The sequence below is a fragment of the Enterobacter sp. WI-ESBL-E8 genome (assembly GCF_053364895.1).
Map to the genome: position 1 here is coordinate 4,678,687 of NZ_JBRWXJ010000001.1, position 17,243 is coordinate 4,695,929.

Genomic DNA, 17,243 nt, shown 5'->3' on the forward strand with positions numbered 1-17,243 from the left:
GGTGCTGACCGATCCCCGCTTTACGACGGAAGTTGAGTTAACCGTCCCGTTCCACGACGTCGACATGATGGGCGTAGTCTGGCACGGCAACTATTTCCGCTACTTTGAGATCGCCCGCGAGGCGCTGCTCAATCAGTTTGACTATGGCTATCGCCAGATGAAGGCCTCGGGCTACGTCTGGCCGGTTGTCGATACGCGTGTGAAATACCGCGATGCGGTGACGTTTGAGCAACGCATTCGCGTCCGCGCGCACGTTGAAGAGTATGAAAACCGCCTGCGGATTGCCTATCAAATTTTCGACGCACAGACCGGTAAACGGACCACCACCGGCTACACCATCCAGGTGGCGGTAGATGAAGCCACCCGTGAGATGTGCTTCGTAAGCCCGGCAATACTGTTTGAACGAATGGGAGTGACGCCATGAAATGGTTGCTTTTGCTGGCTCTGACGATCAGCCCGCTGGTCAGCGCCGTGACGCTGGATGAACTACAGCAGCGGTTCACAGAGCAACCCGTGGTGCGGGCGCACTTCGAGCAGGTTCGCACCATTAAAGATATGCCGCAGCCGCTGCGTTCGCAGGGCGAGATGCTGATCGCCCGCGATAGCGGCCTGCTGTGGGATCAAAAAGCCCCGTTCCCCATGACGCTGCTGCTGGACGACAAACGGATGGTTCAGGCGATCAACGGCCAGCCGCCGCAGACCATTACCGCCGACAATAATCCGCAGATGTTCCAGTTCAACCACCTGCTGCGGGCGTTATTCCAGGCCGAACGCAAGGTGCTGGAAGACAACTTCCGCATCGATTTTAAAGACCTGGGAGAAGGCCGCTGGTCGCTGGTGCTGACCCCAAAAACGACGCCGCTGGACAAGATTTTCGCTACCCTCGATTTGGGCGGTGCAACGTATCTGGAATCTGTTCGTCTCAACGACAAGCAGGGCGACCGCACGGATATCACCCTCACCCGCCACCAACTGACGCCCGCCAGCCTGACCGATGAAGAACGCCAGCGCTTTGCCGCACCGTAAATCCCTCCGCCCGGCGCTGCTGTGGGCCACGGTATGCCTGATTCTGCTGGGCGTGCTGCTGTCGCTGCTGCCCGGCGCGCGCCTGAACAGCAGCGTGCTGGCCATGCTGCCGAAACAGACCCTGGGGGCCATTCCTCCGGCGCTTAACGACGGGTTTATGCAGCGGCTCGACCGCCAGCTGGTCTGGCTGGTCAGCCCCGGCAAGGATCCGGACCCGCGCGTGGCGCAGCAATGGCTGGAGCTGCTGCAAAGCAGCGGCTCGCTCAGCGAGGTCAAAGGCCCGATGGACGCCGCCGGGCAAAAAGCCTGGGGAGAATTCTTCTGGCAGCATCGAAATGGCCTGATCGATCCGGCCGCACGCGCCCGCCTGCAAAACGGCGGCGAAGCGCAGGCGCAGTGGATTTTATCCCAGCTCTACTCGGCCTTTTCCGGCGTGAACGGCAAGGAGCTGCAAAACGATCCGCTGATGCTGATGCGCGGCTCGCAACTCGCCCTCGCGCAAAACGGCCAGAAAATGCGGCTGATGGACGGCTGGCTGGTCACTAAAGATGAGGCAGGGAATACCTGGTATCTGCTGCACGGCGAACTGGCGGGCTCGTCGTTCGATATGCAGCAAACCCACCGGCTGGTAACCACCCTTAAGGCGCTGGAGGGGAAGCTAAAAGCGCGCTATCCGCAGGCGCAGCTGCTGTCTCGCGGCACCGTCTTTTACAGCGATTACGCCAGCCAGCAGGCCAAACGAGATATTTCAACGCTCGGCGTCACCACCCTTCTGGGCGTGCTCCTGCTGATTGTGGCGACGTTTCGCTCCCTGCGGCCGCTGCTGCTGTGCGCCATCTCGATTGCCGTCGGCGCGCTGGCGGGCACGGTCGCCACCCTGCTGCTGTATGGAGAGCTGCACCTGATGACGCTGGTAATGAGCATGAGCATCATCGGTATTTCGGCAGATTACACCCTCTACTACCTGACCGAGCGGATGGTGCACGGTAGCGAAAGTTCGCCGTGGCAAAGCCTGGACAAAGTGCGTCATGCCCTGCTGCTGGCGCTCCTGACGACCGTCGTGGCGTACCTGATTATGATGCTCGCCCCCTTCCCCGGGATCCGCCAGATGGCGCTGTTTGCCGCCGTGGGTCTGAGCGCGTCCTGTCTGACGGTGATCTTCTGGTACCCCTGGCTGTGCCGCGGTTTGCCGGTGCGCCCGGTTCCGGCCAGGGGATTACTGTCGCGCTGGCTGGCCGCCTGGCAACGTAAAAAAACGCTGGCCGTTGGCCTGCCCGTCACGCTGGCGCTCCTTTCCGCAGCAGGGATCAGCACCCTGAAGGTAGACGACGATATTGCCCAGCTGCAGGCGCTCCCGAAAGCGATTCTGGCGCAGGAGAAGACCATTACCGCCATGACCGGCCAGAGCGTCGATCAGAAGTGGTTTGTGGTTTACGGCGCGTCGGCCCAGCAAACGCTGGAGCGGCTGGAGGCCTTCACCCCGGCGCTGGAGCAGGCGCAAAAAATGGGTGAGCTTGCAGGCTGGCGAACCCTGCCGCTGAACTCGATGGCGCGTCAAAAAAGCGATCTTGCGCTGTTGCACAACGCCGCGCCTGCGGTCACGAACGCGCTGCACAAGGCGGGGCTGAATGCCGTCTCACCGAATCTGACAGCCATGCCTGTCAGCGTGGACGCGTGGCTTGCCAGCCCTGCCAGCGAAGGCTGGCGTCTGCTCTGGCTGACCCTGCCAGGTGGCGAAAGTGGCGTGCTCGTCCCGGTGGACGGCGTCAAAAACAGCGCGGCACTCAGCGAGCTGGCCGCCCGCCATAACGGGGTTGCCTGGGTCGATCGCAAGGCAAGCTTTGACAGCCTGTTTGCCCTCTACCGCACGCTGCTGACGGGGCTGCTAGCCGTGGCGCTGGCGGTGATTGCCTGCGGCGCGCTAATTCGCCTTGGCTGGCGCCGGGGGCTTATTAGCCTCGTGCCCTCGGTGCTGTCGCTCAGCTGCGGACTGGCGGCGCTGGCCGTCGCCGGGCATTCGGTTAATCTGTTTTCACTGCTGGCGCTGGTGCTGGTACTCGGCATCGGCATCAACTACACGCTGTTTTTCAGCAACCCGCGCGGCACGCCGCTGACGTCGATGCTGGCCATCACCCTCGCGATGATGACCACGCTGCTGACGCTGGGCATGCTGGTGTTCAGCGCGACGCAGGCCATCAGCAGCTTTGGTATCGTGCTGGTAAGCGGTATTTTTACTGCCTTCCTGCTGGCTCCGCTGGCGATGCCGGTTAAGAACGAGAGAAAAGGATAATGAACGCTTTTTACCGCGCCGCCGCGCTGGCCGCGGCGCTGCTGCTGGCAGGCTGCAGCCATTCGACCGATACTGAAGGGACGCGCCCGCAGGCCTGGCTCCAGCCGGGAACCAAAGTCACGCTGCCGCCGCCCGGCATTACCCCGGCTATCCGCTCACAGCAGTTACTGACCGGCCGGTTTAACGGTCAGACCCAGTCGCTGCTGGTTCTGCTGAACGCTGACGGGCAAAAGGTGACGCTGGCCGGGCTCTCCTCGGTTGGGATCCGCCTGTTCCTCGCGACCTATGACAGCACCGGGATCCATACCGAGCAGTCTGTCGTTATGCCGCAGCTGCCGCCCGCCAGCCAGGTGCTGGCGGATGTGATGCTCAGCCACTGGCCGCTCAGCGCCTGGCAGCCGCAGTTGCCGAAAGGCTGGACGCTAAACGATACTGACACCCGACGCGAACTGCGTAACCCCGACGGCAAGCTGGTGACCGAGATTGTCTACCTGCAGCGCAACGGTAAGCGCGAGCCGATCAGCATCGAGCAGCACGTTTTTAAATACCACATCACCATTCAATATCTGGGTGACTGAGATGATTTACATTTCCGCGGTTGGCATGGTCAACGCGCTGGGCAACTCGGCCGACGAGATCGCGGCAAACCTGAACGCCGGGGTAGCTCCCGGTATGCGTCCTCGCGCCGGGTGGCTACAGGGGTTGCCCGACGCCGTGCTGGGCGGTGTTGAGGGTGAACTGCCGTCAATACCGGATAGCCTGTCAGCGCACCGCAGCCGTAACAATCAGCTTTTGCTGGCCGCGCTGGCGCAAATTCAGCCCGCCGTCGAGGCAGCCATTGCGCACGTGGGTCGCGACCGCGTGGCGATAGTGCTCGGCACCAGCACCTCCGGGCTGGATGAAGGCGATGAGTACGTGCGCCTTTCCCTGAACGGAGAACCCAGCCCACAATGGCAGTATCCGCAGCAGGAGCTGGGCGACCCCTCCCGCTTCCTGGCCGACTGGCTGCAGCTGGACGGTCCGGCGTATACCATCTCGACAGCATGCTCCTCCAGCGCCCGGGCGATTATCAGCGGGCAGCGTCTGATCGACGCAGGACTGGTGGACGTGGCGATTGTTGGCGGCGCAGATAGCTTAAGTCGGATGCCGGTCAACGGATTCAACAGCCTTGAGTCGCTCTCATCCACGCGATGCGAACCGTTTGGCCGCGACCGCCGGGGGATCACTATCGGTGAAGCGGCGGGATTAATGGTGCTGACCCGCGAACCGGATCGGGTTGCGCTGCTGGGCGCGGGGGAATCGAGCGATGCTTACCATATCTCTGCCCCACATCCGCAGGGGGAAGGCGCCCTTCGCGCCATTACCCAGGCGCTGAATGAGGCGGGAATGACGGCGGATGACGTGGGCTATATCAACCTGCACGGCACCGCTACCCCTCTTAACGATCGGATAGAGGCGACCGTGATTAACGCCCTCTTTGGCGACCGGGTACCGTGCAGCTCCACCAAACATCTTACCGGCCATACGCTTGGCGCGGCCGGGGTCACCGAAGCGGCGTTAAGCTGGCTGATCCTGACCCGTGACCTGCCGCTGCCGCCTCAGGATTTTGCCCGCTACGCGCCAGACGACACGCTGCCGCCCTGCGGCTTACTGCACGGGAGCGTCGCGCTGAAAAAACCGGTGATTTTATCGAACTCATTCGCCTTCGGCGGTAACAACGCCAGCCTGCTGCTGGGGAGAGTGTCATGAGCTATTTATCCCCCAGCGACTACCTTCCTCACGACGCGCCCATGATGCTGCTGGAGCGCGTTGAGAATATTACCGACAGCGGCGCGGCGTGCAGCGTCACGGTCGACGGGCACGGTGTGCTTGCCCCTTTCCTGAACGCTGACGGCGATCTGCCTGGCTGGTTTGCGCTGGAACTGATGGCCCAGACCGTGGGCGTCTGGTCGGAATGGCAACGGCTGCAGAAAGGCCTGCCCCACAGCGCACTTGGCATGGTGCTGGGCGCGCGCGAGCTGGTCTGCGGTGCAGGACGCTTTGCCGCCGGTACCGCGTTGACCATTTCCATCGAACGCCTGATGCAGGATGAACGTTTTGGCAGCTTTGAATGCATCATTCAGGCAGATAACGTCCCTCTTGCCACGGGCCGCGTGAATACCTTCCAGCCCAGCGAGGAAGAATTAACCTCACTTTTCACTCAGGGAGCTCCATCATGACACGTTCCGTACTGGTCACCGGTGCCAGCAAAGGCATTGGCCGCGCAATCGCCCGTCAGCTTGCGGCCGACGGTTTCTCCGTGGGCGTGCATTACCATCGTGATGCTGACGGCGCCAGAGAGACGCTGGATGAGATTATTCAGGCCGGTGGAACGGGCCGTTTGCTTACGTTTGACGTGGGCAATCGCGAGCAGTGCCGTGAGGTTCTGGAACAGGAAATCAGTACGTTTGGCGCGTGGTATGGCGTGGTCAGTAATGCCGGGATTGCCCGCGATGGCGCGTTTCCGGCACTCAGCGAAGAGGACTGGGACAGCGTCATCCACACCAACCTCGACAGTTTTTATAACGTCATTCACCCCTGCATTATGCCGATGATAAGCACCCGCAAAGGCGGGCGAATTATCACCCTGTCATCCGTTTCGGGCGTGATGGGCAACCGTGGACAGGTAAACTACAGCGCCGCCAAAGCCGGTATTATCGGCGCCACCAAGGCCCTGGCCATTGAGCTGGCAAAGCGCAAAATCACCGTGAACTGCATCGCACCCGGGCTGATTGATACCGGCATGATCGAGATGGAAGAGGCCGCGCTGAAAGAGGCCATGTCCATGATCCCTATGCAGCGTATGGGCCAGGCAGACGAGGTGGCCGGGCTGGCGAGCTATCTGATGTCGGACCGGGCAGGCTACGTGACTCGCCAGGTTATCTCGATCAACGGGGGGATGCTATGACGCGTCGGGTGGTGATTACGGGGATGGGGGGCGTGACCGCCTTTGGCGAGGACTGGCTGTCCATTTCACAGCGGCTGCTCGGCTACGAAAACGCCGTGCGCACCATGAATGAGTGGCGGGAGTATGATGGCCTGCAAACGCTGCTGGCCGCACCCATCGAGGATTTCACCCTCCCGGCACACTATACCCGTAAGCGCATTCGCGCCATGGGCCGCGTGTCGCTGCTCTCCACCCGCGCCACCGAACGGGCGCTTGAGCAGGCGGGATTGATCGATGACGCGGTGCTCACCCAGGGTCAAACCGGCATCGCCTACGGATCGTCAACGGGCAGCACGGGGCCGGTCAGCGACTTCGCCTCCATGCTTATGGAAAAACACACCAATAACATCACCGGCACCACCTACGTGCAGATGATGCCGCACACTACTGCGGTCAATACCGGGCTGTTCTTTGGTCTGCGGGGGCGCGTCATTCCCACGTCGAGCGCCTGTACCTCCGGCAGCCAGGCAATTGGTTACGCCTGGGAAGCCATTCGCCACGGCTATCAAACCGTCATGGTCGCCGGGGGAGCCGAGGAGCTTTGTCCATCAGAAGCGGCGGTATTTGATACGCTGTTCGCCACCAGCCAGCGCAACGACGCGCCGAAAACCACGCCGTCACCGTTCGATACAGAGCGCGATGGCCTGGTCATTGGTGAAGGGGCCGCCACGATTATTCTGGAAGAGCTGGAGCACGCCAGAGCGCGCGGGGCGACCATCTATGGCGAAATCGTGGGCTTTGCCACCAACTGCGATGCGGCGCATATCACCCAGCCACAGCGTGAAACCATGCAGATTTGCATGGAGCAATCGCTGGCGATGGCGGGCTTAAGCGCCACGGACATAGGGTATATTTCCGCCCATGGTACCGCCACCGATCGCGGCGATATTGCCGAAAGCCAGGCCACGGCTGCCATCTATGGCGAAAGGGTGCCCATCTCTTCGCTGAAGAGCTATTTTGGCCACACGTTAGGGGCCTGCGGCGCGCTGGAAGCGTGGATGAGCGTGCAGATGATGCGTGAAGGCTGGTTTGCCCCGACGCTCAATTTAAAGCAACCGGATGAGCAATGCGGTGCTTTAGATTATATTATGGGAGAAGCCCGCCAGATTGACTGCGAGTATCTGCAAAGCAATAACTTCGCGTTTGGCGGCATCAACACCTCGATTATCATTAAACGCTGGGCGTAACTATGTACCAGTTTGTACTGGGAAAAATCTCCACCCTTTGCGCGGACCCGCTGGCGTCAACGCTCGCAGACAGAGCACCTCAGGGTGCCCGACGTGCCTCCTGGCTGGCAGGCAGGACGCTGCTCGCCAGAACGTTATCCCCTCTCCCGCTCCCCGACATCATCTACGGCGAGCAAGGAAAACCGGCCTTTGCGAAGGGGGATCCGCTGTGGTTTAACCTGAGCCACAGCGGTGACGATATCGCCTTACTGATGAGCGATGAAGGCGAAGTCGGTTGCGATATTGAAGTGATTCGGCCCCGGCAAAACTGGCAGGCGCTGGCCAATGCCGTCTTCAGCATGACAGAGCACGATGAGCTGGAGCGAGCCGCCCCGGAGGAACAGCTTTCCGCGTTCTGGCGGATCTGGACGCGGAAAGAGGCGATTGTGAAACAGCGTGGCGGCAGTGCCTGGCAGATTGTCAGCATTGACAGCACGGCGCAGACACACGCGGTCAGCCAGTTACAGGTAGGCTCGCTGAGCCTGGCGGTCTGTACGTCGACCCCTTATACCCTGACCACCGAGTCGATTATTCACTTTGGGACGTTCGGGGCAGAAAAATCACCAGCACACCCAGAATAATAAACCCGACGCCCACCAGCCCGTGCCAGGAGAAGCGCTCCCCCCAGCCTGGCAGCAGGATCGCGGCGCCCCACACCAGAATATAACTGAGGCTCAGCAGGGCGTACGCTTTGCTGAGCGCCATTCGATGCAGCGCCAGATACCAGCAGCCCATCGAGGCCACGTACCCTATCAACCCCAGCAGCAGCGCGCCGGTTCCGGACGAGAAGTGCCACAGTGCAGAGATAAACCCCGGGATATCGTTTACGGACGGCAGAGCCTGCATGGCGCTTCGCAGCAGCAGCTGCGCGGCGCTGACTAACAGCACGCTGCATAACGCCCAGAACGCTCCTTTCACAGACTCCCTCCCAGCACAATAATCCCAATGATGATAAACCCAACCCCCAGCCAGTGATGCGGCGCGACGTTCTCACGCCAGAATGCTTTCGCCGCCAGCGTCACCCAGACAAAATTGAGGCTCAGCATAGGGTAGGCTATGCCAACGGGCAGGCGTTGCAGCACCACCAGCCAGACCAGCATCCCGCTGCCCAGCGCCAGCAGTGCGAGTCCAAGCCACAGCGCGATATGCGCGCCACGCCGCCCGGCTTTCGCCGGACGGGTGGCTTGCTTCTGGCACAGCTGCCCCGCGCAGCTCAGCAGGCTTGCCAGTATCAGCCAGATCCAGGTCATCACTTCGGCAGATACTGCAGGTAGGCCAGACGACCCTGGATATACAGGCTGTCCGGTTCAGGCAGATTCGCCCGCGAAAGGTCATCGCGTTTTGACAGCAGGATAACCAGCGATACGCGTCCCTGCTGACGATGCTCCGCCAGCCACTGCGCGAAGTCATCTTTACCGACAAAACGATCTTTCACGTCGGGATAATCCAGCCCGTAGCGCAGTTCGCCACTCTGACCAAACAGCGTGATGTCACTACGCTTCAGCTCCCACGCCAGACCAGCGGCCAGGCCAACGTTATTGGCCAGCACAAATCGGCTGTCCTGAAGCGGCTCGCGCACGGTATCGACAAGCGACTGCGGCTGTTTGGAATCCACCACCAGGTTAGGAATGGCAAAGCCTATCAGCAGCGCCAGGCCCGCAGGACACAAGGCAGCCAGCCACCAGCGCTGCTGGCTCTGCCTGAACGTAAACCAGCCTACCGCGGCCCAGATGAGGAACGCCACCACCGCACAGAAGACTTTATACAGTTCCACCGACGTCCAGACCGGGTGCTTAGACAGCCCCCACGGCGAGACCACCAGCGCCGCTATCACGCCGATGACGCCAAACGCCAGGTTAATTCCGCCGTTAATGCGCAACGCTCTGGCGCCTTTTTCCGCCGCAAGGCAGGCATAGCGTGCCATCAGGATAGCCAGCGGGGCAAAGCACGGCAGGATATAGGTCGGCAGCTTGCCTTTGGCGATGCTGAAGAACAGCAGCGGCATCACCACCCACCCCAGCAGGTAGAACCCGCCACCGGCGTTTTGCCTGTCATTCCAGCCGAGACGAAACGCGCCGGGCAGCAGCGCCAGCCACGGCAGGCTGCCCGCAATCAGGAACGGCAGGTAATACCAGAACGGAGCTTTATGCTGCGCGTCGCTCTGGGCAAAACGCTGAATATGCTCAACCCAGAAGAAGTAACGCCAGAAGTCAGGCTCACGCTGCGCAATGGCCAGCGCCCACGGCAGGACAATCAGCACGCAGCTCAGGATCGCAAGCCAGCCAAATATCAGCACCTCTTTCCAGCGCTTCTGGGCAATCACCCATGGCAGCACGCCAATCACCGGTACCGCCAGCGCCAGGAAGCCTTTGGTCATCACCCCCATCCCGCACGCCAGCCCAAGCAGCACATAGCCACCCGCTTTTCCGGCAACGGTTTGGGCCTGTGAGGCCAGCCAGAAGCTGCACATCGCCGCCACCAGCCACAGGGTGATGATGGGATCCAGCACCGCATAGGTCCCAATGCCATACACCAGGAACAGGGTCAGGAAGATAAGGCCGGAGAAAATGGCCGTCCGCTTATCCCGCCAGAGACGCCAGGCCATCCAGATAACCAGCAGCGCCGTTAACCCGGTCGAGAATATGGACCCGGCGCGCACGGCAAGGTTCGTATGGCCAAACAGGAGTTGCCCGATACTGTTGATCCAGTAGCCGGCAATCGGTTTTTCAAAGTAACGCAGCCCCATAAAATGCGGGACCACCCAGTCTCCGGATGCCAGCATTTCGCGACTGATTTCCGCATAGCGCGTTTCATCAGGCTGCCACAGCAGGCGGATATCGACGGGAATAAGGTAGTAAACGATAAACAGTGCGAGAAGCGCTAAGCCATAACGGGCTGTTTTCATGGGGCCGAACTCACGGTTTGTTGATAGCCAAGCCAGCCTTCCCGACCAGCCAGTTCATTACGTACCACCTTGCCCACGGGCAGGGTGCTGAGGTCGTCTGGCAGCAGCTCGCTCAACGGGCAGAATTCAATGCCCTCCTGAGCGGCCATCGTCAGCAGCGCATCGAAATCGTGCTGATACGCAATTCCTTCCACCTCTGCATGGATGGTATAGACCGGCGTACCGGCGTCACGATGGATGCAGTCCAGAATATAGCGATTGAAACCCTCAGCGTTCACCTCGCGCCCGACGACTTCATCCCAGGTAGGAAGCGTGACCGGAATTTGCACCGTACCGTAGCGATTGTCCCCTAAAAGCGGCAAAAAGGGCCCGGTTCCACGACAATCGCTGTTGTAGCGAAACGCGAATGCTTCTTTGGCTTTCACGACGCGTTGATCCGCACGCCATCCTGCCACGGCGGAGCAGCGCACGGGCTGGCCGGTAATGGCCTCCAGCTCCAGCATCCCGCGCTCGACCTCACGGGACAGGCGCGGGATGTCCCAGACGCCAGCCCAGGCCTGCCAGGCATGGTGATCCCAGGCATGCAGGCCAATCTCGTGGTGCTGCGCCGCCTCTCGGATAACGGCCTCATTACCCGCGCCGATGCGCCTGCCGGGCCATGCGGTGCCGGCCAGCAAAATATCCCAGCCGTAGAGGGATGCTGCGCGCGAGCGCAGCATTTTGAACAGAAACGCCGGTTTAACCAGACGCCATAAATGGCGTCCCATGTTGTCAGGCCCCACGCTGAAGAAAATGCTGGAACGCACACCGTGCTTGCTCAGCAGTTCCAGCAGTTTGGGTACGCCGTCACGCGTTCCCCTGAAGGTATCGACATCAATGCGTAAACCGACTTTTCTCATGAGGCCTGATCCGAGAGCTCCACGGTGCGCAGGAAGAAATCGAGCGTTTCATCGATGGTCTGCTCCATCTTCACCGTCGGCGTCCAGTTCAGGCAGCGCTTCGCATTGCGAATGCTTGGCTTACGGTGCTCAACGTCCTGATATCCTTTGCCGTAGTAGCTGCTGCTTTCCACTTCGCGGAAACCGGCAAACGGCGGGAACTTATCGCGCAGCGGATGGCGCTCAAAGCTGGCCAGCAGCATCTCTGCCAGCTCGCGAATGCTCGCTTCGTTTTCCGGGTTACCGATGTTGATGATTTCACCGTTGCAGCGGTTATCTTTGTTTTCGATGATGCGGAACAGGGCTTCGATACCATCGCTGATATCCGTAAAGCAGCGTTTCTGCTTACCGCCTTCGATAAGCTTAATAGGAGAGCCTTCTACCAGGTTCAGGATCAGCTGGGTGATGGCGCGGGAGCTACCGATACGCGCCGCGTTCAGGTTATCCAGACGAGGGCCCATCCAGTTGAACGGACGGAACAGGGTAAAGCGCAGCCCTTCTTTCTCGCCGTAGGCCCAAATCACGCGGTCCAGCAGCTGCTTGGAAACCGAGTAAATCCAGCGCTGTTTGTTGATCGGCCCGACCACCAGGTTGGAGGTGTCTTCATCGAAGTTTTTATCGGTACACATGCCGTACACTTCAGAGGTGGACGGGAAGATGATGCGCTTGTCGTATTTCACGCAGTCGCGAATGATCTTCAGGTTCTCTTCGAAGTCCAGCTCGAACACGCGCAGCGGGTTACGGGTGTACTCGATTGGCGTCGCAATGGCGACCAGCGGCAGCACCACGTCACATTTTTTAATGTGGTACTCGATCCATTCAGAGTGGATGCTGATATCCCCTTCCACGAAGTGGAAACGCGGGTTGTCGAGGAAACGGCTGATGGCATCCGCGCCGATATCCAGGCCATAGATTTCATAGTTATCGTCTTTGAGCAGGCGTTCGGTCAGATGGTTACCGATAAAGCCGTTCACGCCGAGGATCAGCACGCGGGTGCGGCGTTTGATAGCAACCACCGGCGCGCTGGTGATCAGCGCCCCTGCTACCAGACCCAGAGACTGCGCCAGCTGGGTACCCTGAACGTACAGGCCGTTGTCGGTTTGCCCGGTGACGATCTCCAGCGCCTGTTCGCCGCAGCTCACAATCAGCGGAGAGACAGAGACGACGGTGCCCGGTTTAGCGGCCGGGATGTCATCACGCACGCGAGATTTCCAGACGATAAATTTGCTGACGCCCGCGAAGCTGTACGCGCCTGGCCACGGATCGGTCACGGCACGCACCAGGTTGTGCAGCTGGCGAGCCGGCTTGTTCCAGTCCAGACGGCCATCTTCCGGCGTGCGGCGGCCAAAGCAGCTTGCCTTGCTCTCATCCTGCGCGGCTTCGCTGAAGGTGCCGCTGAGGATGGAGGGAAGCGCATCACGCAGCAGCGTCTGCGCCGTCGCATTCAGCTTTTGATGCAGCTGCAGCGCGGTTTCGTCTGCATCAATAGCGACCTTCTGCTGTGCCACGATAGCGCCCGCATCCGCGCGGCGCACCATGCGGTGCAGCGTCACGCCCGTTTCCGCTTCACCGTTTACCAGCACCCAGTTCAGCGGGGCGCGGCCACGGTAGGCAGGCAGCAGAGAGCCATGAAGATTAAAGGCCCCTTTTGCAGCCAGACCTAAGATCTCGTCGGAAAGCAGGTTGCGATAGTAGAACGAGAAGATCATATCCGGCGCGAGCGCGCGGATGCGCTCCACCCACAGCGGGTGGTTGACGTCGTCCGGCGCATAAACCGGAATCCCACGCTCGGCGGCGATACGCGCCACGGAGCCGAAAAAGTTATTTTCTCCGGCCGCGTCCGGATGGGTAAAGATTGCAGCAATATCATAGCCCGCTTCCAGCAGGGCCAGCGTGCCCGTGCACCCCATATCGTGATACGCAAATACGACAGCTTTCATGGGTGAATTTCCTCTTGAGATGCTTTGTGTTCCTGACGGACAACACGTTGAATAAAGTAGCGCGGACGCGCGCGAACATCGTTATAAATTCGGCCAATGTATTCACCGAGGAGCCCCATCCCGACAAACTGGGCGCCGATGAACATAAACAGCACGGCAAACAGCATAAAGACCCCTTCCGCCGCCCACTGCGGGCCAAAGACCAGTCGCAGCACGACCAGCAGAACGGACAGCGCAAACCCGGCCACGGCGATGATGCTGCCGAAAACACTCAGCAGACGCAGCGGCGTGGTGGTCAGGCAGGTGATGAGGTCATACATCAGGTTGATGAGACGCATAAAGCTGTACTTCGACTCCCCGTGCTCGCGCTCGGCGTGCAGAACCGGAATTTCCGTTGCCTTACGGGCAAAGGTGTTGGCGAGGATCGGAATAAAGGTGCTGCGTTCATGGCAGTGAAGCATGGCGTCGATAATATGGCGGCGGTAGGCGCGCAGCATGCAGCCGTAATCGCCCATCGCTTTACCGGTTGTGCGCTGAATAAGACGGTTGATGGTCCGCGAAGCCAGCTTACGGAACAGACTGTCCTGACGGTTTTGACGCACCGTGCCGACCACGTCGTAGCCTTCATCGGCTTTGGCAACCAGGCGCGGGATCTCTTCCGGCGGGTTTTGCAGGTCAGCGTCCAGAGTGATGACCAAATCGCCCGTGACGTGGCTAAACCCCGCCATAATCGCCGAGTGCTGGCCGTAGTTACGGTTGAGCAGCACCGCAACAATATGGCTGCCTTCGGCCTGTGCGGCTTCGGTCAGCATCAGCGCGGAATTATCGCTGCTGCCGTCATCCACCAGCAGAATTTCGTAAGCCTTGCCCATCGTGTCGCAGGCGGCCGTTGTGCGGCGGATCAGTTCGGGCAGGCTCTCCTGCTCGTTATAAACCGGGATGACCACGGAAACTTTTTGTACGGGCGGTGCACTGAACATATCAATGTCCTGCAAGCTGATGGAGTGCGGTAATGACGCGGGTTGTGTCGTCATGAGTCATATCCGGGAAAAGAGGGAGAGAACAAATACGCGCGCTATTCCATTCAGAATTCGGGAGCGATACATCAGGAAAACGCTCGCGGTAGTATTTTTGCGTGTGGGCCGCGCGGAAATGGAGGCCGGTGCCGATGCCTTTCTCTTTCAGGGCCGCCATCAGGCTGTCGCGGGAAATTCCGCAGCGCGCTTCATCAACGCGAATAATAAACAGGTGCCAGGCGTGAACGTGCGGCCATGACGGAATAGTCAGCGGCTGGAACGGAGTATCGGCAAGCTCTCGCAGGTAGCGTTCAGCAATGTCCTGGCGGCGCTTGTTGGCCTCTTTCAGTTTGCCCAACTGCACCAGCGCCAGCGCGGCATTGATATCCGCCAGGTTGTATTTATAGCCCGGCGCGATCACTTCCGCCTGCGGCGCACGACCGTGCGTCTGGCGGTCATAGGCATCCACGCCCAGACCGTGGAATTTCAGACTGCGGATCCGCGCAGCAAGCTCGGCATTATCCGTAACCACTAAGCCGCCTTCTGCGCAGGTCATATTTTTAATGGCGTGGAAGGAGAAAATCGCCGTCCCTTTCCAGCCCACATGGCGGTTCTTGTAATACGTTCCGGCGGCATGGGCCGCATCTTCAATTACCGGAATACCGTGACGTTCACCAATGGCATGGATAGCGTCAATTTCACACGGCGCGCCGGCGTAATGAACGGGAATAATGACTTTGGTACGTGGAGAAATAGCGGCTTCAACGGCTTGTGGCGTCACCATCAACGTATCTTTATCCACATCAATCATGACCGGCGTTGCGCCCAGCAAAACGATCATATTTAGCGTGGAGACCCAGGTTTGCGAGGGGGTAATGACTTCATCGCCCGGGCCAATATCCAGCGCCATCAGCGTAACGTGCATTCCCGCGGTGGCTGAACAGACAGCAATCGCGTGTTGATTCCCGGTAAGTTGACAGAATGCCTCTTCAAGTTCCTGATTCTTAGGCCCTGTAGTGATCCAGCCCGACATCAAAACGTCCTGAATGGCCGCAATTTCCTCAGCGCCCATCGACGGTCGCGAAAAAGGCAGAAAATCACTCATTATTAATTTCCTTGCAATAAAAATGGCACGTTTTTGATATTAACCAAATGCCAGCCCGTTTATTTCAACGAACCATAAACTCGTCTCAAAGTAGCTTTCTTTTCTTAGGAAAAAATTAAGACAACATTTACAACGTTATAAAACAACTAGCAGATAGTTTAAAAACAACAAGTTAAATAAATATGAATTTTTTTTAATGTGATCATCTGCAACATTTTGAAATGAATTGATTTAAACCAACCATAAACAAACAAAAAAAATCCCGGCTATTCCAAAATAGTATGGAATAGCCGGGAACTTTTCTTTTTAGTTAATTGTCGCGCTTATTTTAAGTTATCTGGAAAGTTTTTTGGTAACTCGCTGGCCGCGCAGGCGATGACGCTTTCATTATTTGCACCGCAGTCGCGTACAAAGGTGATTGTTGCAAATTCATCAATGACCTCAGTTGGATACGCGGGGCCTGCATCGCGATAGCTGTTCATCAGCGGAATGTGGTCGTTCTGGAAGCAGACTGTTTTTTCCGGGTTGTTCATGACCCAACGCGGGAAGAAGATGGTGCCGTGGAACAGTTTGTCGCCCAGGTTCACGATCAGGCTGACGTCGGTACCGGTTGGCTCGGTCCAGGAAATTTTATAGATGCTTTCCCCTACCCGCACGATGTAAGCCTGCTGATCTTTCACCCAACGGTTGGCCACAAGACCGCTGTGAATACGGTAATCAAGCGTGGTCTCATTTTTTACATAAATCTCGTAATTCCAGCCGTTATCGTAGGTATAAACAAGGTGTTTACCAATAAAGCCGCTTAAGTCGTGTTTGTCGAAGGTGTTCATAAAATGTCTCCTTTGTTTTGATGAGACGATCGTACCCCTTCAAAAAATGAATGAATAACGCTATGTTTTAATCAAATCCATCCAAATTTTAGATAAATCATGCATAAGACGACTCTCGAACAATGGTCTTTACTGGCGAAAGTGGTGGAGGCGGGCAGCTTCGCCAAAGCCGCGGAAGAGACCCACCGCAGCCAGTCCTCGGTCAGCTATAACCTGTCGCTGCTGCAGGAGCGGCTCGGCGTGGCGCTGCTGGTACCGGAGGGGCGACGAGCAGTATTAACGCCCGCCGGGGAGCTCCTTCTCAACCAGGTTAAACCGCTGCTGAAGGCGTTTTCATACGTCGAGACGCGCGCCGGGACCCTTCGCAACGGGATGCGCACGCGGCTGGATCTGGTGGTAGACACGGTTTTCCCGCGTCGACGCCTGTTTGCCATTCTGCGTCAGTTCCAGCAGCGGTATCCGCAAACCCAGGTGCGTCTCACCGAAGTGCTGGAAACGTCCCGCGCCGATGCCATTAATGACGAAGCCGATGTGATGGTCTTAACCCGCCGCCAGGACGTGACCGGCCTCGGCGAATGGCTGATGAATATCGACTTTGTTGCCGTGGCGCATCACCAGCATCCCCTCTTTCAGCTCGACGCGCCGCTTAACGACGACATGCTGCGCCCGTGGCCGCTCATCCAAATTGCGGACAACCAGACGGCCGCGCGCGCGGCCGGCGAGTCGTGGACGTTTTCCACCATCGATGCCGCCATTGAAGCCGTTGTCTCTCAGGTCGGGTATGGCTGGCTGCCGGAGGAACGCATCCAGACCCTGCTGGATCAAGGCGTGCTGAAGCGGCTGCCGCTGAGCCACGGCGCGCGCAGGGCAACGCCGCTTCACCTCATCGTTAAGCGCTCCCTCGCCCCGCTGGATGAGCAGGTAGAGGCGCTGTTGCGGCTTTTTAGCCAGGAGCCCTCATCCTCACCTGCTACGCTTTAA

At 59.1% G+C, this 17,243-nt stretch carries 18 protein-coding genes; 10 read left to right on the plus strand and 8 right to left on the minus strand.

Features of this window, described 5'->3' with window-relative positions; all coding sequences use genetic code 11:
- The first annotated feature begins 1 nt into the window (after position 1).
- The 9 genes from ACWHWP_RS22355 to acpT are packed head-to-tail and all read left to right on the plus strand — an operon-like array spanning position 2 to position 8,109.
- Positions 2 to 424 carry an acyl-CoA thioesterase gene (locus ACWHWP_RS22355; RefSeq protein WP_047345712.1) on the plus strand — a complete coding sequence of 141 codons (423 nt, stop codon included), beginning with the start codon at positions 2 to 4 and terminating at the stop codon, positions 422 to 424.
- Positions 421 to 1,026 (plus strand): LolA family protein, encoded by a 606-nt coding sequence (locus ACWHWP_RS22360; protein WP_447856442.1) that lies wholly within the window; start codon positions 421 to 423, stop codon positions 1,024 to 1,026. The genes ACWHWP_RS22355 and ACWHWP_RS22360 overlap by 4 nt, the downstream gene beginning before the upstream one ends.
- Positions 995 to 3,316, plus strand: coding sequence for an MMPL family transporter (locus tag ACWHWP_RS22365; RefSeq protein ID WP_447856444.1), 2,322 nt, complete (start codon positions 995 to 997; stop codon positions 3,314 to 3,316). The genes ACWHWP_RS22360 and ACWHWP_RS22365 overlap by 32 nt, the downstream gene beginning before the upstream one ends.
- Positions 3,316 to 3,894 (plus strand): DUF3261 domain-containing protein, encoded by a 579-nt coding sequence (locus ACWHWP_RS22370; RefSeq protein ID WP_447856446.1) that lies wholly within the window; start codon positions 3,316 to 3,318, stop codon positions 3,892 to 3,894. Before ACWHWP_RS22365 ends, ACWHWP_RS22370 begins: the two co-directional genes overlap by 1 nt.
- Position 3,895: 1 nt before the next feature.
- Positions 3,896 to 5,065 carry a beta-ketoacyl-[acyl-carrier-protein] synthase family protein gene (locus tag ACWHWP_RS22375; RefSeq protein ID WP_447856448.1) on the plus strand — a complete coding sequence of 390 codons (1,170 nt, stop codon included), beginning with the start codon at positions 3,896 to 3,898 and terminating at the stop codon, positions 5,063 to 5,065.
- Entirely contained in the window at positions 5,062 to 5,535 is a 474-nt protein-coding gene (locus tag ACWHWP_RS22380; RefSeq protein WP_059311418.1) for an ApeP family dehydratase, read from the plus strand. Before ACWHWP_RS22375 ends, ACWHWP_RS22380 begins: the two co-directional genes overlap by 4 nt.
- The gene (locus tag ACWHWP_RS22385) at positions 5,532 to 6,263 is read left to right on the plus strand and encodes a 3-ketoacyl-ACP reductase FabG2 (RefSeq protein ID WP_059311419.1); all 732 of its coding nucleotides are present in this window, start codon (positions 5,532 to 5,534) and stop codon (positions 6,261 to 6,263) included. Before ACWHWP_RS22380 ends, ACWHWP_RS22385 begins: the two co-directional genes overlap by 4 nt.
- Complete coding sequence (locus ACWHWP_RS22390) at positions 6,260 to 7,489, plus strand: beta-ketoacyl-ACP synthase (protein ID WP_447856451.1); 1,230 nt, start codon at positions 6,260 to 6,262, stop codon at positions 7,487 to 7,489. Before ACWHWP_RS22385 ends, ACWHWP_RS22390 begins: the two co-directional genes overlap by 4 nt.
- Positions 7,490 to 7,491: 2 nt before the next feature.
- Positions 7,492 to 8,109 (plus strand): 4'-phosphopantetheinyl transferase AcpT, encoded by a 618-nt coding sequence (gene acpT / locus ACWHWP_RS22395; protein WP_047345704.1) that lies wholly within the window; start codon positions 7,492 to 7,494, stop codon positions 8,107 to 8,109.
- On the opposite strand, the gene arnF is transcribed toward acpT, so the two are convergent.
- From arnF to ACWHWP_RS22435, 8 genes are all read right to left on the minus strand, one after another.
- A complete protein-coding gene (gene arnF / locus ACWHWP_RS22400; protein ID WP_447856453.1) occupies positions 8,057 to 8,446 on the minus strand; it encodes a 4-amino-4-deoxy-L-arabinose-phosphoundecaprenol flippase subunit ArnF in 390 nt (129 codons plus the stop codon). The genes acpT and arnF overlap by 53 nt on opposite strands.
- The gene (gene arnE / locus ACWHWP_RS22405) at positions 8,443 to 8,778 is read right to left on the minus strand and encodes a 4-amino-4-deoxy-L-arabinose-phosphoundecaprenol flippase subunit ArnE (RefSeq protein WP_047345702.1); all 336 of its coding nucleotides are present in this window, start codon (positions 8,776 to 8,778) and stop codon (positions 8,443 to 8,445) included. Before arnE ends, arnF begins: the two co-directional genes overlap by 4 nt.
- Positions 8,778 to 10,433 carry a lipid IV(A) 4-amino-4-deoxy-L-arabinosyltransferase gene (arnT, locus tag ACWHWP_RS22410; RefSeq protein WP_063958025.1) on the minus strand — a complete coding sequence of 552 codons (1,656 nt, stop codon included), beginning with the start codon at positions 10,431 to 10,433 and terminating at the stop codon, positions 8,778 to 8,780. Before arnT ends, arnE begins: the two co-directional genes overlap by 1 nt.
- Positions 10,430 to 11,332, minus strand: a complete 903-nt coding sequence (gene arnD, locus ACWHWP_RS22415; protein ID WP_047345700.1) for a 4-deoxy-4-formamido-L-arabinose-phosphoundecaprenol deformylase — start codon at positions 11,330 to 11,332, stop codon at positions 10,430 to 10,432. The genes arnT and arnD overlap by 4 nt, the downstream gene beginning before the upstream one ends.
- On the minus strand, positions 11,329 to 13,311 hold the full coding sequence (arnA, locus tag ACWHWP_RS22420) for a bifunctional UDP-4-amino-4-deoxy-L-arabinose formyltransferase/UDP-glucuronic acid oxidase ArnA (RefSeq protein WP_447856455.1): 1,983 nt from the start codon (positions 13,309 to 13,311) through the stop codon (positions 11,329 to 11,331). The genes arnD and arnA overlap by 4 nt, the downstream gene beginning before the upstream one ends.
- Positions 13,308 to 14,291, minus strand: coding sequence for an undecaprenyl-phosphate 4-deoxy-4-formamido-L-arabinose transferase (gene arnC, locus ACWHWP_RS22425; RefSeq protein ID WP_059311425.1), 984 nt, complete (start codon positions 14,289 to 14,291; stop codon positions 13,308 to 13,310). The genes arnA and arnC overlap by 4 nt, the downstream gene beginning before the upstream one ends.
- 1 nt (position 14,292) lies before the next feature.
- Positions 14,293 to 15,432, minus strand: coding sequence for a UDP-4-amino-4-deoxy-L-arabinose aminotransferase (gene arnB, locus ACWHWP_RS22430; protein ID WP_447856457.1), 1,140 nt, complete (start codon positions 15,430 to 15,432; stop codon positions 14,293 to 14,295).
- A 323-nt stretch (positions 15,433 to 15,755) separates the two neighbouring features.
- On the minus strand, positions 15,756 to 16,262 hold the full coding sequence (locus ACWHWP_RS22435) for a phenolic acid decarboxylase (protein ID WP_059311426.1): 507 nt from the start codon (positions 16,260 to 16,262) through the stop codon (positions 15,756 to 15,758).
- 99 nt (positions 16,263 to 16,361) lie between these two features.
- On the opposite strand from ACWHWP_RS22435, the gene ACWHWP_RS22440 reads away from it, so the two are divergent.
- Positions 16,362 to 17,243 carry a LysR family transcriptional regulator gene (locus tag ACWHWP_RS22440; RefSeq protein WP_047345695.1) on the plus strand — a complete coding sequence of 294 codons (882 nt, stop codon included), beginning with the start codon at positions 16,362 to 16,364 and terminating at the stop codon, positions 17,241 to 17,243.

Bases quoted from the DNA above. Each gene is read 5' to 3' on its own strand.
- arnC (WP_059311425.1), bottom strand. From the start codon at position 14,291: ATGTTCAGTGCACCGCCCGTACAAAAAGTTTCCGTGGTCATCCCGGTT.
- ACWHWP_RS22370 (WP_447856446.1), top strand. From the start codon at position 3,316: ATGAACGCTTTTTACCGCGCCGCCGCGCTGGCCGCGGCGCTGCTGCTG.
- arnT (WP_063958025.1), bottom strand. From the start codon at position 10,433: ATGAAAACAGCCCGTTATGGCTTAGCGCTTCTCGCACTGTTTATCGTT.
- ACWHWP_RS22380 (WP_059311418.1), top strand. From the start codon at position 5,062: ATGAGCTATTTATCCCCCAGCGACTACCTTCCTCACGACGCGCCCATG.
- arnE (WP_047345702.1), bottom strand. From the start codon at position 8,778: ATGACCTGGATCTGGCTGATACTGGCAAGCCTGCTGAGCTGCGCGGGG.
- ACWHWP_RS22365 (WP_447856444.1), top strand. From the start codon at position 995: ATGAAGAACGCCAGCGCTTTGCCGCACCGTAAATCCCTCCGCCCGGCG.
- acpT (WP_047345704.1), top strand. From the start codon at position 7,492: ATGTACCAGTTTGTACTGGGAAAAATCTCCACCCTTTGCGCGGACCCG.
- arnD (WP_047345700.1), bottom strand. From the start codon at position 11,332: ATGAGAAAAGTCGGTTTACGCATTGATGTCGATACCTTCAGGGGAACG.
- ACWHWP_RS22385 (WP_059311419.1), top strand. From the start codon at position 5,532: ATGACACGTTCCGTACTGGTCACCGGTGCCAGCAAAGGCATTGGCCGC.
- arnB (WP_447856457.1), bottom strand. From the start codon at position 15,432: ATGAGTGATTTTCTGCCTTTTTCGCGACCGTCGATGGGCGCTGAGGAA.
- ACWHWP_RS22435 (WP_059311426.1), bottom strand. From the start codon at position 16,262: ATGAACACCTTCGACAAACACGACTTAAGCGGCTTTATTGGTAAACAC.
- ACWHWP_RS22440 (WP_047345695.1), top strand. From the start codon at position 16,362: ATGCATAAGACGACTCTCGAACAATGGTCTTTACTGGCGAAAGTGGTG.
- ACWHWP_RS22375 (WP_447856448.1), top strand. From the start codon at position 3,896: ATGATTTACATTTCCGCGGTTGGCATGGTCAACGCGCTGGGCAACTCG.
- ACWHWP_RS22390 (WP_447856451.1), top strand. From the start codon at position 6,260: ATGACGCGTCGGGTGGTGATTACGGGGATGGGGGGCGTGACCGCCTTT.
- arnA (WP_447856455.1), bottom strand. From the start codon at position 13,311: ATGAAAGCTGTCGTATTTGCGTATCACGATATGGGGTGCACGGGCACG.
- ACWHWP_RS22360 (WP_447856442.1), top strand. From the start codon at position 421: ATGAAATGGTTGCTTTTGCTGGCTCTGACGATCAGCCCGCTGGTCAGC.